This window comes from Streptomyces sp. NPDC052043, from assembly GCF_044548235.1.
GTDB lineage: Bacteria > Actinomycetota > Actinomycetes > Streptomycetales > Streptomycetaceae > Streptomyces.
The window spans coordinates 194,417-210,829 of sequence record NZ_JBIUBT010000006.1; the positions used below are offsets into that span (position 1 = coordinate 194,417).

Here is a 16,413-nt window from a genome sequence, read left to right on the forward strand (position 1 = left end):
GAGCCGCAGGCCGAGGCCGAGCCGAAGTCGGAGCCGCAGGCCGAGGGCGACAACCCGCAGGCCGCCGACGGCGAGGAAGCCCCACAGGAGTCACCGGCACCCGACGACGAGAGCCGCACGGGTGGTGCGGGTGGGAACGACCCGGCCGAAGGCGAAGCCGAGGCCGAACCGACGACCGAACAACCGCCCTCGGAGCAGGAACCGGCGGCCGAACAGCCGGCGCCGGACGCGGACAACACCCCCGCCACCCCCCTCGCCCACATCGACTCGCACGCCCCCGCCCTCACCACCGCCTACCACGCCGCCGCGTCCGCCCTGGCGAAGTACGACCTCACCGGCACCCGCGCCAAGGTCTACCTCGTCCTCGACCGCTCCGCCTCCATGCGCCCGTACTACAAGGACGGCTCCGCCCAGGCCCTCGGCGAGCAGACCCTGGCCCTCGCGTCCCACCTCGACCCCGAGGCGACGGTCCAGGTCGTGTTCTTCTCCACGGAGGTGGACGGCACCGGCGAGCTGACCCTCGCCGAGCACGAGAACCGGATCGACGACCTGCACGGCTCCCTCGGCCGCATGGGCCGCACCAGCTACCACGCCGCCGTGGACGCCGTACTGGCCCACCGCGCGGAGTCGACCGACGACCCGGCGGCCCCCACCCTGGTGATCTTCCAGACGGACGGCGCCCCGGACGCCAAGACCCCGGCCACCCAGTCCCTCACCGACGCGTCGAAGAAGCACCCCACCGTCTTCTTCTCCTTCGTCGCCTTCGGCGAGCACGACCACAAGGCCTTCGACTACCTCCGCAAACTGAAGACCGACACCACGTCCTTCTTCCACGCGGGACCGACCCCCCGCGAGCTCACGGACCAGGAGCTCTACGAGGGCGTACTGGCCAACTGGCGCCCGTAACCGACGGGACTCACCACCGCACCAGGGCCGCCCCTTCCCACCCCTCAGAACGGGAAGCGGGCGGCCCAGCCATGTCGGCTACGATTTCAAGGTTCCGCAGACGACCCGCACCCGACGAGATCGTCACCCCACGTAGCGACTTGGGAGCAGCCCGCGATGGCTCGACACCTCATCACCAGCGCCCTTCCGTACATCAACGGGATCAAGCACCTGGGCAACATGGTGGGGTCCATGCTCCCGGCCGACGTGTACTCCCGCTACCTCCGCCAGCGCGGCCATGAGGTCCTGTACATCTGCGCGACCGACGAGCACGGCACCCCCGCCGAACTGGCCGCCAAGGAGCAGGGCATCCCGGTCGACGAGTTCTGCGCGCAGGCGCACGACGCGCAGAAGGCGGTCTACGACGGCTTCTCGCTCGCGTTCGACTACTTCGGCCGCAGCTCGTCCCCGCAGAACCACGAGATCACGCAGGAGATCGCCCGCGAGCTGAAGGCGAACGGGTTCATCGAGGAGCGGGCCATCCGCCAGGTGTACTCCAACACCGACGGTCGCTTCCTGCCCGACCGGTACATCATCGGCACCTGCCCGCACTGCGGCTACGACAAGGCGCGCGGCGACCAGTGCGAGAACTGCACGCGGGTCCTGGACCCGACCGACCTGATCGAGCCGCGCTCCGCGATCAGCGGCAGCAGCGACCTGGAGGTCCGCGAGACCAAGCACCTCTTCCTGCTCCAGTCCGTGCTGGCCGGCGAGGTCGAGGCCTGGGTCGACGAGCGCGCCGACAACTGGCCGGTGCTGGCCTCCTCGATCGCCCGCAAGTGGCTCACCGAGGGCCTGCACGACCGTGCGATCACCCGTGACCTGGACTGGGGCGTGCCGGTCCCGGCCGACACCTGGCCGGACCTGGCCGCCGAGGGCAAGGTCTTCTACGTCTGGTTCGACGCCCCGATCGAGTACATCGGTGCCACGAAGGAGTGGGCGGACCAGGACCCGGAGAACCGGGACTGGCGTGCGTGGTGGTGGGAGTCGGACGCGGACGTCCACTACACGCAGTTCATGGGCAAGGACAACGTGCCCTTCCACAGCGTGATGTTCCCGGCGACCCTGCTGGGCACCCGCTCGCCGTGGAAGAAGGTCGACGTCATCAAGGCCTTCAACTGGCTCAACTACTACGGCGGCAAGTTCTCCACCTCGCAGCGGCGCGGCGTCTTCACGCACGACGCGCTGGAGATCCTCCCGGCCGACTACTGGCGCTACTTCATGATGGCGAACGCGCCGGAGTCCGACGACTCGTCCTTCACCTGGGAACACTTCACGGCCACGGTGAACAAGGACCTGGCGGACACGCTGGGCAACTTCGTCAACCGGGTGCTGTCCTTCTCCCGCAAGCGCTTCGGCGACGCCGTCCCGGAGGGCGGCGAGCCGGGCGAGGCCGAGGCGCGGCTCGGGGAGGAGATCGCCCGCCTCCTCGCCGAGTACGAGGAGCACATGGAGGCCATCCAGTTCCGCAAGGCGGCGGCCTCCCTGCGCGCCCTGTGGTCGGCGGGCAACTCCTACCTGGAGGAGAAGTCCCCCTGGCTGGAGATCAAGACCGACAAGGACGGCGCGGCCCTCACCCTGCGCACCGCGATGAACCTGATCCACCTCTACTCGGTGGTCTCGGAGCCGTTCATCCCCACCTCGTCGGCGGCCATGCGCGCGGCGTTCTCCCTGGACGACGACACGGCGACCTGGGTGACCCCCACCGAGGCGGCCGCCCTGACCACCGTCCCCGCCGGCACCCCGTTCACGGTCCCGCCGGTCCTCTTCGCCAAGCTCACCGACGACGACCTGGAGACCTACAAGAACCGCTTCGGCGGCGACACGGAATAACACAGCCCAGGTGACGGGGCCACGTTCCCCCCTGTATCAGCAGGGGGGAACGTGGCCCCGCCCCTCGAAAGAGTGAGCGCACCCCGATCGTCGGGCACACGGTCCCCCGATCCACCTACGTTGCGCCCATGGTCACATCGACACACGAGGCCGCACACCGGATCTTCCAAGAGCATCCAGAGGTCCTCGCCCTCGTCTTCGAAGCGCTCGGCCTGCCGCAGCCGGCAAAGGCGGACATCACGGCACTCCCCCCGACGCCACGGAACTCCGCCCCATGGAGCGCCGTGTGGACACGGTGCTCAAGGTCGAGCCTTCCGAGGGGGACGGCTTCATGGTCGCCGTCGAATTGCAAACGAAGCCTGCCCCGGAAAAGGCGGCCAACTGGGCCTATTACGTGGCCTATCTGCGCGCGAAGTACGACCTTCCGGTGCTGCTCGTCGCCGTCTGCAAGAGCCGGTCCACGGCTTCCTGGGCCACCGGTCCCTTCGAGTGTCGCGTGGGTCCCTGGGCGACTCCGGCCAGAGAGACATGGAGAGGACTGCAGAAGATGGTCGCCACATACTTCCCCGGCCGGGGAACCCTCTTCGAGGAGACGTACCTGAAGGGCAGAGCAGAAGGCAAGGCCGAGGGCGAGGCGAAGGGCATCTTGCGCGTTCTCGAGGTGCGCGGTCTCCCCGTCTCCGACGACGTCCGCGAACGCATCACGTCCTGCACGGATCTCGAGCTCCTGGCGGACTGGCTGGACCGGTCCGGCACCGTCAAGCGCGCGGAGGATCTGTTCACCCGGGAGTCGGAAGAAGTCTGACGCCTCTCGGGCGCGGCGGCAACGGAAGCGGCCCGGAACCCCTCGGGGGGGTTCCGGGCCGCTTCCCTGTCCGGTGGACTACTTCGGCTGCGGCTTGCGCACCGACAGGTGGAGTTCCCGCAGGCGGGACTCGTCGAGCTCGGTCGGGGCGCCCATCATCAGGTCCTGGGCGTTGCCGTTGAGCGGGAAGGCGATGGTCTCGCGGATGTTGGGCTCGTCCGCGAGGAGCATGACGATGCGGTCGACGCCGGGGGCGATGCCGCCGTGCGGCGGGGCGCCGAAGCGGAACGCGCGGAGCATGCCGGCGAACTTCTCCTCGACGGTCTCACGGTCGTAGCCCGCGATCTCGAAGGCCTTGAGCATGATGTCCGGCTCGTGGTTGCGGATGGCGCCGGAGGACAGCTCGACACCGTTGCAGACGATGTCGTACTGCCAGCCCAGGATGTCCAGCGGGTCCTGGGTCTCCAGGGCCTCCAGGCCGCCCTGCGGCATGGAGAACGGGTTGTGGGAGAAGTCGATCCCGCCGGTCTCCTCGTCCTTCTCGTACATGGGGAAGTCGACGATCCAGCAGAAGCGGAACACGCCGTCCTCGAAGTGGCCGGCGCGCTTGGCGGCCTCCACCCGCACCGCGCCCATGATCTTCGAGACCTCGTCGAACTCGCCCGCGCCGAAGAACACCGCGTGGCCGGGGGCCAGCGACAGCCGCTTGGTCAGCTCGGCGACGTTCTCCTCGGTCAGGAACTTCGCGATCGGGCCGGTCAGCCCGCCGTCCTCGCCGACGCGCACCCACGCCAGGCCCTTCGCGCCCTGCTCCACCGCGTAGTCGCCGAGCTGGTCGAAGAACTTGCGGGGCTGGCCCGCGGTGTCCGGCACCGGCAGCGCGCGGACGTGCTTGCCCGCGAACGCCTTGAACTCCGAGCCCGCGAAGACGTCGGTGATGTCGACGAGCTCCAGCTGGGCGCGCAGGTCCGGCTTGTCGGAGCCGTACTTCAGCATCGCCTCGCGGAACGGGATCCGCGGGAAGGGGGAGGTGACGTGGCGGCCGCCGCCGAACTCCTCGAAGAGCTCCGTCATGAGCTTCTCGATCGGCTGGAAGACGTCCTCCTGCTCGACGAAGCTCATCTCGACGTCGAGCTGGTAGAACTCGCCCGGCGAGCGGTCCGCGCGGGCGTCCTCGTCGCGGAAGCAGGGCGCGATCTGGAAGTAGCGGTCGAAGCCCGAGATCATCAGCAGCTGCTTGAACTGCTGGGGGGCCTGCGGGAGGGCGTAGAACCGGCCCGGGTGAACCCGGGAGGGGACCACGTAGTCGCGGGCGCCCTCGGGGGAGGTGGCGGACAGGATCGGTGTCGCCATCTCGTTGAAGCCCATCGCGGACATCTTCTGGCGGATGGCGGAGACGACCGCCGTGCGCAGCAGGATGTTGCGGTGCATGCGCTCGCGGCGCAGGTCCAGGAAGCGGTACTCCAGGCGCCGCTCCTCGTTGACCCCGTCCTCGGCGTTGATGGTGAAGGGGAGCGGGGCCGCCGCGCCCAGCACCTCGACCTCGCCGACCTCGATCTCGATCTCACCGGTGGGCAGCTCGGGGTTGACGTTGTCGGCGCCGCGGGAGACGACCTTGCCGTCGACGCGGACGACGGTCTCCTTCGAGAGCTTGTCGAGGGCCTCGTACGCGGGCGTGCCGGGGCGGGCGACGAGCTGCGTGATGCCGTAGTGGTCGCGCAGATCGATGAAGAGGATGCCGCCCAGGTCGCGCCGATTGTGCAGCCAGCCACTGAGCCGGACGTCGGTGCCGACGTCAGAGGCGCGGAGCTCGCCGCAGGTGTGGGACCTGTACCGATGCATCGTCGTTCATCCAGCCTTCGCGGATCGGGGATCGCCGGGCGGGCACGGCCCGGACCTACCCAGCGTACCGGGCAGCTCAAGGTCGGCTCCCCACCATATGGAGCGGTCCGGGGCGGCTCCGGGACCGGACGGCCGTACGCCATCGGTGGCAGTGTCCGATCGCCTCTTCTTACAGTGGGGCAATGCGCACTGGTGAGCCCCTGCCCGCCGTGGGCGACGTGCTCGCCTCTCTCGCGACCGGGATGTGGCACTGGGACACGGCCACCGGCCTGGTCTCGGTGGACGCCGAGGCGGCCCGGCTGCTCGGGCTGCCTCCCGAGAAGGCCACGCTCAGGGAGGCCCAGGTGCGCGCCCGCCTCCACCCGGTCGACTGGAACGAGATCACCGGCGTCGTGCAGCTGGCCGTCGCCGAGGGCACCCTCGCCGAGGTCCGCATCCGCATCATGGACGAGCGCAACCGGATCGTCCGCGTCGTGCGCAGCCGCTCCAAGCCGACCTTCGACGCCCACAAGAAGGCGTACCGGCTGATCGGCACCCTCCAGGAGGTCGCCGAGCCGACGCCCGGTTCGCCCGCCGGGCGACGAGCGGTCACCGGCGACTGGCGGCGCTCGCGGGAGGCCTTCCTGCTCGACGCCGGCCGGGCCTTGGCCGAGGCCCGCTCCACGGCGGAGGTGCTGCGGGTCGCCGCCGGCCTGTCGATGCCCGGCTTCTCGCCGGACGGGCTGGCGGTCTTCGGCGTCCAGGGCGACCGGCTGACGATCATCGGCCACCACGGGCAGCGGCCCGGCGACGAGGGCCCGTTCGTGCACATGGGTCTGGAGACGGACTATCCGGCCGCCGAGGTGGTCCGCACCGGGCGGGCCGTCTACCTCGCCTCGCCGGGGCAGTACAAGTCCCGCTATCCGCTCACCTGGCCGCTCGCCGAGCGCTTCCACCGCCACTCCTGGGCGTTCCTGCCGCTGACCGTCGCGGGCCGCACGATGGGCGCCTGGATGGCCGCCTTCACCTACCCGGTGGCCTTCACTCCCGACGAGCGCTCGGTGCTGACCACGGTGGCCCGCATGCTCGCGCAGGCCCTGTCCCGGGCCGGGACCGCCGAGACCGAGCGGGAGCTGAGCGAGGGCCTTCAGCGTTCGATGATGCCCACGCTGGGCCCCGAGGTCCCCGGGATGGACGTGGCCGCCCGCTACGTCCCCACCGGTGGCGGCCTCCAGATCGGCGGCGACTGGTACGACATGATCCCGCTGCCCGGTGCCGCCTCGCGGTCCCGCACGTCCTCCGGGTCGGGGCGCTTCGCCCTGGTGATGGGGGACGTCCAGGGCCACGACGTGCGCGCGGCGGGGCTGATGGGCCAGCTGCGCATCGCCCTGCGCGCCTACGCCTGCGAGGGGCACCGCCCGGACGCGGTGCTCTCCCGCGCCTCCCGCTTCCTGCACGGCATGCTCGCCGCCGGTGCCGAAGGCGAGAACGGCGAGACCGGCGAGGACGCCGAGAACGGCGAGGCCGGTGAGGATGCCGACGAGGCCGCCGACCTGCGCTTCGCGACCTGCCTGTACGCCGAGGTCGACCCGCGTACCGGGGTCCTGGAGGTGGCCCGCGCGGGCCACCCGGACCCGGTGATCCGGATGGCGGACGGCACGGTGCTGCAACGGGCGACCGCGGGCGGGCTGCCGCTCGGCGTCGACCCGGACGCCGACTACCCGACCACCCGGTTCACCCTGGAGCCGGGCGAGACGATGATGCTCTGCACGGACGGCCTGATCGAGACCGGCGGCCACGACCTGGAGACCGGCTGGCAGCGGATCCGTACGATCCTGGAGCGGCACGGCGGCGACGCCGAGGAACTCGCCGACGCGCTGGTGCAGGCCGTGCACGGGCCCTCCTCCCACCACACCACCGGGCCCCTGGCCGACCGCCGCGAGGACGACATCGCGGTGCTGCTGCTGAGTCGGCGCCGCGACGGCCGGGCGGCCCGCCCCCGGCTGCGGCACACCCTGATGACGGTCGCCCAGGCCGAGCCCGAGCGGGTCTCCGTGGCCCGCCGGCAGCTGCGGGAGCTGCTGCACGACTGGTCGAACGAGGAGCATGTGGACTCGGCGGTGCTGCTGCTGTCGGAGACCCTCGCCAACGTCCTGCTGCACACCGACGTCGACGCGCTGGTGCTGGCCGAGGTCAGCGGGGAGAAGGGCGAGCGGCGGCTGCGGGTGGAGGTCACCGACGGCGGCGACGACCTGCCGCACAAGCGCCGGCCCGGCGAGCTCGCCTCCTCCGGGCGCGGGCTGGTGCTGATCGAACTGCTCGCGGACGCATGGGGCGTCGTGCCGCGGGGCCGGGGCAAGAGCATCTGGTTCGAGCTGTACGAGTCCTCGGCGGCCAGGTGAGCCGTTCCGGCGGGTGCGTCCTACGGCGAAGCCGCGTAGCGTTCCCGCAGCTCGTGCGCGGTTCCGAAGGCCGCCGCCGTCAGCGGCACCGCCAGCAGCATCCCCACGATGCCGGCGACCGACGCGCCTCCCGTGATCGCCAGCAATACCACCGCCGGGTGCATCTGCACGGTCCGGCTCTGGATCACCGGCTGGAGCACGTGCCCCTCCAGCACCTGCACCGCCAGCACCACGCCGAGCGCCCACAGCCCGATGACGAATCCGCGGTCGGCGAGGGCGACCAGCACGGACACCGTGCCGGAGAGGAAGGCGCCCAGGTAGGGGAGGTAGCCGCCGATGAAGACCAGCGCGCCGAGGCCGAGCGCGCCGGGCACCCTCAGCACCAGCAGGCCGGCGGTGATGCAGGCGGCGTCGATCAGCGCGATAAGTGTCGTGCCGCGCATGAAGCCCTCCACGGCCGCGAAGGCCCGCCGGGCCATGGCCTCCGCCGTGTCGCCGTTCCCGCGCGGGGCGAGGGTGCGCAGGACGGCGGCGGCCCGGTGCGCGTCGCGCAGGAAGAAGAACACGAGCAGCAGGGCCAGTACGGCCATGGCGAGCCACTCGCCGACCGCGCTGACCCCGCTGATGACGTTGGAGGCGGCCGTCCCGCCGAACTTCTCCAGCAGCCGCCCGCCGTGGGAGGCGAGGTCGTCCAGCGAGGTGCCGGCCGCCCCGAGGGGCTTGGCGAGCGAGTGCGCGGCCTTCTTGAGCGAGGCGACGATCTGGTCCCCGCTGTCGATCAGCGCGGCCACCACGATGTAGACCACCCCGCCGACGACCGCGACGACCGCCACACAGGTGATCCCGGCGGCGAACGACCGGTTCACCCCCACCCCCACCAGCCGCCGGAAGAGCGGCCGCAGCAGGGCCGTGCCCAACAGCGCCAGCAGCACCGGGATCACCGCGGTCCGGAACACCACGCACAGCTCGACCCCGATCCACACCACCCCGGACACCAGCAGGAGGGCGGCGCACCAGGCGGCGAGACGCCGGACGGGCTCGGGCAGCAGCGGGGCGGGGGCCTGCACACCTCCAGACGATCACACGCCGGACGGGCTGTCCCGCACGGACGCCCCACACGGGTGACACGGCGTCAGCTGCCGGGGCTCCGCCCGCCGGTGACGCGTCCCGCGCCGGGCACCGCGGCCCGGCAGGAACGTGAAAGGCCCCGTCCGTGAAGGACGGGGCCTTTCACGCCCAACGACCGGGAAGGGTCTACAGCCCGCCCTCGCTCATCCCGTGGACCGCCGGGACGGTGCCGAGGCGGCCCTTCTTGAAGTCCTCGAAGGCCTGCACGAGCTCGTCCCGGGTGTTCATGACGAACGGGCCGTAGTGGGCCATCGGCTCGCGGATCGGCTGCCCGCCGAGGAGCACGACCTCCAGGTCGGGCGTGTGCGCGTCCTGCTTCTCGTCCGCGCGGACGGTCAGCGCGGAGCCGGCGCCGAAGACCGCGGTCTGGCCGAGGTGGATCGGCCGGCGCTCGGCGCCCACGGAGCCGCGCCCGGCCAGCACGTACGCCAGGCCGTTGAAGTCCTCCCGCCAGGGCAGGGTGACCTCCGCGCCCGGGGCCACCGTCGCGTGGATCATCGTGATCGGCGTGTGCGTGACGCCGGGGCCGGCGTGGCCGTCCAGCTCACCGGCGATGACCCGCAGCAGCGCGCCGCCGTCCGGGGAGGTGAGCAGCTGGACGTTGCCGGCGCGGATGTCCTGGTAGCGCGGCGCCATCATCTTGTCCTTGGCCGGCAGGTTCACCCACAGCTGGAGGCCGTGGAAGAGGCCGCCGGACACCACCAGCGACTCCGGCGGGGCCTCGATGTGCAGCAGGCCGCCGCCCGCCGTCATCCACTGGGTGTCGCCGTTGGTGATGGTGCCGCCACCGCCGTTGGAGTCCTGGTGGTCGAAGACGCCGTCGATGATGTACGTGACGGTCTCGAAGCCGCGGTGCGGGTGCCAGGGAGTGCCCTTGGGCTCGCCCGGCGCGTACTCCACCTCACCCATCTGGTCCATCATGATGAACGGGTCGAGGTGGCGGTAGTTGATCCCGGCGAACGCGCGGCGCACCGGGAAGCCCTCGCCCTCGAAGCCGCTCGGGGCGGTCGTGACGGTGAGCACGGGGCGTGCCACGGCGTCGGCGGGTGCGGCCACACGAGGCAGCGTCAGCGGGTTCTCGACGGTCACTGCAGGCATGTCGGTTCCTCCTTGTGCGACCACTTTAGTTGATGGTTGAACTTTCTGCCAGCCTCAACAGAAGAAGCCCGGAGGGAATTCCCTCCGGGCTCCGCGCCTCCGGACGCCGCCGGACGCCCCGCAGTGACGCCCGTGACCGCTCCCAGCCGTCCGCTAGCCGTACATCCGGCGCATGGCGAAGTCGACCATCTGCTCGACCGCCTTGGCGTCGAACACCATCCGGTGCTCGCCCTCCATGTCGAGCACGAAGCCGTAGCCGGTCGGCAGCAGGTCGATCACCTCGGCACCGGTGATCACGAAGTACTTGGACTCCTTGCCCGCGTACCGGCGCAGCTCCTTCAGCGAGGTGAACATCGGGATCACCGGCTGCTGCGTGTTGTGCAGCGCCAGGAACCCGGGGTTGTCGCCGCGCGGGCAGTACACCTTGGAGGTCGCGAAGACCTGCTGGAAGTCCTCGGCGGCCAACTGCCCCGTGGTGAAGGCGCGCACCGCGTCCGCGAGCGAGGGCGGCGAGGGCTCGGGGTAGGCCGGAGCCTGCTGACCGTACCCGCCGACACCGCCGGGCATCTGCTGCTGCGGAGGGACGTACCCCTGCTGTGCCGCCCCACTGTCCATCGGCTGGCCGTATCCGTACATGAGCCACAGCGTACTGACCCGCACGAGGGCTCGGTCACACATGGCGGGATCGGGGTTGCTTCTTATTACCGACGGGTAGCATCATCGGAGCTACTAGTTGGTACGTGAACCAGATGCGAGGAGTCAGTGCCTCGCCGAGTCCTCGACGGGAGCCGTGGCCATGGGGCACTACAAGTCGAACCTCCGCGACATCGAGTTCAACCTCTTCGAAGTGCTCGGGCGCGACAAGCTGTACGGCACCGGTCCGTTCGAGGAGATGGACGCCGACACCGCCAGGAGCGTCCTGGCGGAGCTGACCCGCCTGGCGGAGAACGAGCTGGCGGAGTCCTTCGCGGACACCGACCGCAACCCGCCGGTGTTCGACCCCGAGACGAACACCGCGCCGGTGCCGGCGAGCTTCAAGAAGAGCTACCGGGCCTTCATGGACTCCGAGTACTGGCGCCTGGGCCTGCCCGAGCAGATCGGCGGCACCACCGCTCCGCCGTCCCTGATCTGGGCCTACGCGGAGCTGGTCCTCGGCGCCAACCCGGCCCTGTGGATGTACTCCTCCGGCCCGGCCTTCGCCCGCATCCTCTTCGAGGAGGGCACCGAGGAGCAGCAGCGGATCGCGAAGATCGCGGTCGAGAAGACCTGGGGCTCCACCATGGTGCTCACCGAGCCCGACGCCGGCTCCGACGTCGGCGCCGGCCGCACCAGGGCGGTCCGGCAGGAGGACGGCTCCTGGCACATCGAGGGCGTGAAGCGCTTCATCACCTCCGGTGAGCACGACATGGAGGAGAACATCCTCCACTACGTCCTCGCCCGCCCCGAGGGCGCGGGCCCCGGCACCAAGGGCCTGTCCCTCTTCCTCGTCCCGAAGTACCTCTTCGACGTCGAGACCGGCGAGCTCGGCGAGCGCAACGGCGTCTACGCCACCAACGTCGAGCACAAGATGGGCCTGAAGGCCTCCAACACCTGCGAGATGACCTTCGGCGACCGCCACCCCGCCAAGGGCTGGCTGATCGGCGACCGGCACGACGGCATCCGCCAGATGTTCCGCATCATCGAGTTCGCCCGCATGATGGTCGGCACGAAGGCGATCTCCACTCTGTCCACCGGCTACCTGAACGCGCTGGAGTACGCCAAGGAGCGCGTCCAGGGCCCCGACCTGGCGAACTTCATGGACAAGTCCGCGCCCAAGGTCACCATCACGCACCACCCCGACGTGCGCCGCTCGCTGATGACGCAGAAGGCGTACGCGGAGGGCATGCGCGCCCTCGTCCTGCACACCGCCGCGGTCCAGGACACGATCGCGGTCAAGGAGGCCGAGGGAGAGGACGCCTCGGTCGAGCACGCGCTCAACGACCTGCTCCTGCCCATCGTCAAGGGCTACGGCTCGGAGAAGGGGTACGAGCAGCTCGCCCAGTCGCTCCAGACCTTCGGCGGCTCCGGCTTCCTCCAGGAGTACCCGATCGAGCAGTACATCCGGGACGCCAAGATCGACACCCTGTACGAGGGCACCACGGCCATCCAGGGCCAGGACTTCTTCTTCCGGAAGATCGTCCGCAACCAGGGCGCCGCGCTGAACTCGATCGCCGAGGACATCAAGGAGTTCCTGGCCCTCGGCACCGGCGGGGAGGAGCTGGCCGGCGCCCGCGAGCACCTCGCCAGGGCCGCCGCCGAGCTGGAGGCCCTCGTCGGCCACATGCTGACCGACCTCGCGGCCACCGAGAAGGACGTCAAGAGCATCTACAAGGTGGGCCTGAACACCACCCGTCTGCTGCTCGCCTCCGGTGACGTGATCGTCGGCCACCTGCTGCTCAAGGGCGCCGCGATCGCCGCCGAGAAGCTGGAGACGGCCTCCGCCAAGGATGTGGCGTTCTACCAGGGCAAGATCGCGGCGGCGAAGTTCTTCGCGGCCAACGTCCTGCCGGGCGTCACCCTGGCCCGCAAGGTCGCGCAGAACGTGGACCTGGACCTGATGGAGCTCGACGAGGCCGCCTTCTAGGACGGGCACCGGCCCTGCCGCCCGTCCCCACCCCCCCACACACGAGGGTCCGCTCCCGGCGCCGGGAGCGGACCCTCGTGACGTCGTTAAGGTGAACCCATGAGTACAAGCCAGCGCTTCGACCGCGGCCACACCGACGACCTGATGTCCTTCCTGGCGGCGAGCCCGTCGCCGTACCACGCCGTGGCGAACACGGCCGAGCGGCTGGAGAAGGCCGGCTTCCGCCAGGTCTGCGAGACGGACGCGTGGGACGGCACGACAGGCGGAAAGTACGTGCTGCGCGGCGGGGCGATCGTGGCCTGGTACGTCCCCGAGGGTGCCGCACCGCACACCCCCTTCCGTATCGTCGGCGCGCACACCGACTCCCCCAACCTGCGGGTCAAGCCGCTGCCCGACACCGGGGCGCACGGCTGGCGCCAGGTCGCCGTGGAGATCTACGGCGGCCCGCTGATGAACTCCTGGCTCGACCGCGACCTGGGCCTGGCCGGCCGGCTCACGCTGCGCGACGGCTCCACCCGCCTGGTCAACGTCGCCCGTCCGCTGCTGCGCGTCCCCCAGCTGGCGATCCACCTGGACCGCCAGGTCTCGGCGGAGGGACTCAAGCTGGACAAGCAGCGGCACCTGCAACCGGTGTGGGGCCTGGGCGACGACGTCCGCGACGGCGACCTGATCGCCTTCCTCGAGGCGGAGGCGGGGCTCACCGCGGGCGAGGTGACCGGCTGGGACCTGATGACGCACTCCGTGGAGCCCCCCGCCTACCTGGGCCGGGACCGGGAGCTGATGGCCGGCCCCCGCATGGACAACCTGCTGTCGGTGCACGCCGCCGCCGCGGCGCTCACGGCCGTCACGGCGGGGACGTCGGAACTGCCGTACATCCCGGTGCTGGCCGCGTTCGACCACGAGGAGAACGGCTCCCAGTCGGACACCGGCGCGGACGGCCCGCTGCTCGGAGGCGTGCTGGAGCGCTCGGTGTTCGCACGCGGAGGGTCCTACGAGGACCGGGCGCGCGCCTTCGCCGGCACGGTCTGCCTGTCCTCCGACACCGGCCACGCCGTCCACCCCAACTACGCCGAGCGGCACGACCCGACCCACCACCCGCGCGCGGGCGGCGGTCCGATCCTCAAGGTCAACGTCAACAACCGCTACGCGACGGACGGTTCGGGGCGCGCGGTGTGGGTGGCGGCCTGCGAGAAGGCCGGTGTCCCCTTCCAGTCCTTCGTCTCCAACAACTCCATGCCGTGCGGCACGACCATCGGCCCGATCACCGCGGCCCGGCACGGCATCCGGACCGTCGACATCGGCGTGGCCATCCTGTCGATGCACAGCGCCCGCGAACTGTGCGCCGCCGACGACCCGTTCCTGCTGGCGAACGCGCTGGTGGCGTTCCTGGAGGGCTGAGAAGCACGGCCGCCCGGCCCATAGGAGCCGCCTCCGCATGGCCACCCGGCTTGCGGGTACCCGGAGTTGACCGGAAGGGACCGGCCCGGCCCGGTCCCATCGGATCCGACACCGGACAAGGAGGCGACACTCATGGGCCATGGGGGTCCCCCCTGCTCGAGCGAAGCCGAGAGCTCGGGGGAGGGTGCATCATCCTCATCGCCGTGGGAGCCATCCTCACGTTCGCGACCGACTGGCACATGCAGGGGGTCAACCTGCACATGGTCGGCGTCATCCTGATGATCGTCGGCCTGATCGGCGTCACGACCTTCAGCAGCATCTACCGGCGCCGCCGCGTCATGGTGCCCCCCACCACGGTCGTCGAAGAGGACCGCCACCACCACACACGCGACGGCTACAGCGACGGCTACGGCATCTGAGCACGTGCCGGGCCGGTTCCGCGGCCACCGGGGTGGTGGCCGCGACCGTCAGGAGACCAGCGGCGTCGGCAGGCTCGGCGATCAGCCCGCCGCGGTCTCGTCCATCCCGGCCAGGACGAGCGGCAGCCGGTCCGTCGCGCCCTCGGTGAGGCGGACCGGAACACCCCAGTCCTGCTGGTGCACATGGCAGGCGGGGTACTCGTTCGCGGGGTCGTCGTCGCACGAGGCCGCCATCGCGGAGACGTGCAGGACACCCTCCGGGACGGCGGGATCCAGCTCCAGTTCGCGGCACAGGTCGGTGTCCGCGCCCTCGCCCTTCAGCAGCAGCTCGGGCGGGGTCGAGGACACCAGCAGCCGGGTCGACGGCCCGTAGCGGGTGTCGAGCTTCTGCCCGGCCGGGGCCTGGAAGATCACGTCCAGGCGGAGGCGGCCGGGGGCGACCTCCGTCGCCGCGCGCCGGGTGCGGTGGGCGACCGCCTCCACCCGTACCGCCTCCTCCGGCAGCCGCAGCCGGGTGAGCCGGTGCCGGGCCGACTCCACCACCACGATGTCGTCCCCCACGAGCACCGCGTCGCTGGGCTCGCGCAGATCGGTGGCGAGCGTGGTGACCTCGCCGGTCGCCGGGTCGTAGCGGCGCAGGGCGTGGTTGTAGGTGTCGCTGACGGCGACCGAGCCGTCCGGCAGGGCGGTCACGCCCAACGGGTGCTGGAGCAGCGCCTGTCCGGCGGCTCCGTCCCGGTGCCCGAAGTCGAACAGCCCGGTGCCGACCGCCGTGTGGACGGCTCCGTCGAGATCCACCCAGCGCAGGGCGGACGTCTCGGAGTCGGCGAGCCACAGCCGGTCGGGCGTGGCCGCGAGCCCGGAGGGCTGCGCGAACCAGGCCTGTGCGCCGGGCCCGTCGACGAGCCCCTCGTTCGTGGTGCCGGCGGTGACGGCGACGGTCCGGTCCTGCGGGTCGTAGGCCCACAGCTGGTGCACGCCCGCCATGGCGATCCACACCTTGCCGTTCCACCAGGCCACGTCCCAGGGCGAGGACAGGTTCACGTCCCGGGCGGGACCGGACGTGGCCTCGCCCTGCATCCACTGGCGGCCGGTACCGGCCAGCGTCGTGGTCTCGCCCGTCTCCGGGTCGAAGCGCCGCAGGGCGTGGTTGACCGTGTCGGCGACCACGACGGCGCCGTCCGGCAGGAGCGCGAGTCCCTGCGGCTCCTGGAACCGGGCCAGCTCCGGGCCGCCGTCGGCCATCCCCCGGCCGCCCTGGCCGATCCGCCGCACCACGGTCTCGCCGTCCGCCGCCAGCTCCACCAGCTGGTGCCGGGTGGTGTCGCTGACCAGGAAGTTCCCGGACGGCAGCAGCACCGCCTTGCCCGGGAAGCGCAGGGTGGTGGGCTCCGGCTCCGGCGGCACGTACGGGCCGTCGCCACGGCGCAGGGTGCCCTTCGCCTCGTGCTCGGCCTCCAGCTCCTCCACCAGCCGCTCGATGGCGTGCGCATGCCCCTCGCCGGCGTGCTGCGCGACGACGTAGCCCTCCGGGTCGATGACGACGAGCGTCGGCCAGGCCCGTACCGCGTACTGCTTCCAGGTGGCGAGCTCCGGGTCGTCGAGCACCGGGTGCTCCACCCCGTACCGCTCCACCGCGTCGACCACCGCCTGGTGCTCCGCCTCGTGAACGAACTTCGGCGAGTGCACCCCGACGACCACGACGGTGTCGCGGTGCTTCTCCTCCAGCTCCCTGAGCTCGTCCAGGACGTGCAGGCAGTTCACGCAGCAGAAGGTCCAGAAATCCACCACGACGCATTTGCCGCGCAGGTCGGCGAGGGTGAGGTTCTTCCCGCCCGTGTTGAGCCAGCCGCCCTTGCCGATCAGCTCGGGGGCGCGTACGCGGGCGCGTCGGGGTGCCGTGTCGTTCATGGGACCAAGGGTGCCACCCGTGCGGGGCGG

The 16,413-nt window shown here is 71.1% G+C and carries 12 protein-coding genes; 7 read left to right on the plus strand and 5 right to left on the minus strand.

Annotation, left to right across the window (positions count from 1 at the left end; all coding sequences use genetic code 11):
• The 3 genes from ACIHCX_RS17750 to ACIHCX_RS17760 form a co-directional block, all read left to right on the plus strand.
• A partial coding sequence (locus tag ACIHCX_RS17750; protein ID WP_400030313.1) for a VWA domain-containing protein occupies positions 1 to 906 on the plus strand: 906 nt, incomplete at its 5' end.
• Positions 907 to 1,062: 156 nt separating this feature from the next.
• Positions 1,063 to 2,778 carry a methionine--tRNA ligase gene (gene metG / locus ACIHCX_RS17755; protein ID WP_400030315.1) on the plus strand — a complete coding sequence of 572 codons (1,716 nt, stop codon included), beginning with the start codon at positions 1,063 to 1,065 and terminating at the stop codon, positions 2,776 to 2,778.
• A 286-nt stretch (positions 2,779 to 3,064) separates the two neighbouring features.
• Positions 3,065 to 3,583, plus strand: coding sequence for a hypothetical protein (locus ACIHCX_RS17760; protein ID WP_400030317.1), 519 nt, complete (start codon positions 3,065 to 3,067; stop codon positions 3,581 to 3,583).
• A gap of 78 nt (positions 3,584 to 3,661) precedes the next feature.
• On the opposite strand, the gene aspS is transcribed toward ACIHCX_RS17760, so the two are convergent.
• A complete protein-coding gene (gene aspS, locus ACIHCX_RS17765; protein ID WP_400030319.1) occupies positions 3,662 to 5,425 on the minus strand; it encodes an aspartate--tRNA ligase in 1,764 nt (587 codons plus the stop codon).
• Between the two features lie 182 nt (positions 5,426 to 5,607).
• On the opposite strand from aspS, the gene ACIHCX_RS17770 reads away from it, so the two are divergent.
• Positions 5,608 to 7,806, plus strand: a complete 2,199-nt coding sequence (locus tag ACIHCX_RS17770; protein ID WP_400030321.1) for a SpoIIE family protein phosphatase — start codon at positions 5,608 to 5,610, stop codon at positions 7,804 to 7,806.
• Between the two features lie 20 nt (positions 7,807 to 7,826).
• On the opposite strand, the gene ACIHCX_RS17775 is transcribed toward ACIHCX_RS17770, so the two are convergent.
• The 3 genes from ACIHCX_RS17775 to ACIHCX_RS17785 form a co-directional block, all read right to left on the minus strand.
• The gene (locus ACIHCX_RS17775; protein ID WP_400030323.1) at positions 7,827 to 8,873 is read right to left on the minus strand and encodes an AI-2E family transporter; all 1,047 of its coding nucleotides are present in this window, start codon (positions 8,871 to 8,873) and stop codon (positions 7,827 to 7,829) included.
• A 187-nt stretch (positions 8,874 to 9,060) separates the two neighbouring features.
• Positions 9,061 to 10,032, minus strand: a complete 972-nt coding sequence (locus ACIHCX_RS17780; protein WP_400030325.1) for a pirin family protein — start codon at positions 10,030 to 10,032, stop codon at positions 9,061 to 9,063.
• Between the two features lie 153 nt (positions 10,033 to 10,185).
• A complete protein-coding gene (locus ACIHCX_RS17785; protein WP_141366432.1) occupies positions 10,186 to 10,668 on the minus strand; it encodes an SseB family protein in 483 nt (160 codons plus the stop codon).
• 160 nt (positions 10,669 to 10,828) lie between these two features.
• Here ACIHCX_RS17785 and ACIHCX_RS17790 point away from each other — a divergent pair, with 160 nt between their 5' ends.
• The 3 genes from ACIHCX_RS17790 (at position 10,829) to ACIHCX_RS17800 (ending at position 14,472) form a co-directional block, all read left to right on the plus strand.
• The gene (locus ACIHCX_RS17790; protein WP_400030328.1) at positions 10,829 to 12,655 is read left to right on the plus strand and encodes an acyl-CoA dehydrogenase; all 1,827 of its coding nucleotides are present in this window, start codon (positions 10,829 to 10,831) and stop codon (positions 12,653 to 12,655) included.
• A 99-nt stretch (positions 12,656 to 12,754) separates the two neighbouring features.
• Positions 12,755 to 14,053 carry a M18 family aminopeptidase gene (locus ACIHCX_RS17795; RefSeq protein ID WP_400030330.1) on the plus strand — a complete coding sequence of 433 codons (1,299 nt, stop codon included), beginning with the start codon at positions 12,755 to 12,757 and terminating at the stop codon, positions 14,051 to 14,053.
• 152 nt (positions 14,054 to 14,205) lie between these two features.
• Entirely contained in the window at positions 14,206 to 14,472 is a 267-nt protein-coding gene (locus ACIHCX_RS17800) for a DUF6458 family protein (RefSeq protein WP_400030819.1), read from the plus strand.
• Between the two features lie 81 nt (positions 14,473 to 14,553).
• On the opposite strand, the gene ACIHCX_RS17805 is transcribed toward ACIHCX_RS17800, so the two are convergent.
• Positions 14,554 to 16,383 carry an NHL domain-containing thioredoxin family protein gene (locus ACIHCX_RS17805; RefSeq protein WP_400030332.1) on the minus strand — a complete coding sequence of 610 codons (1,830 nt, stop codon included), beginning with the start codon at positions 16,381 to 16,383 and terminating at the stop codon, positions 14,554 to 14,556.
• Between the last annotated feature and the right edge of the window lie 30 nt (positions 16,384 to 16,413).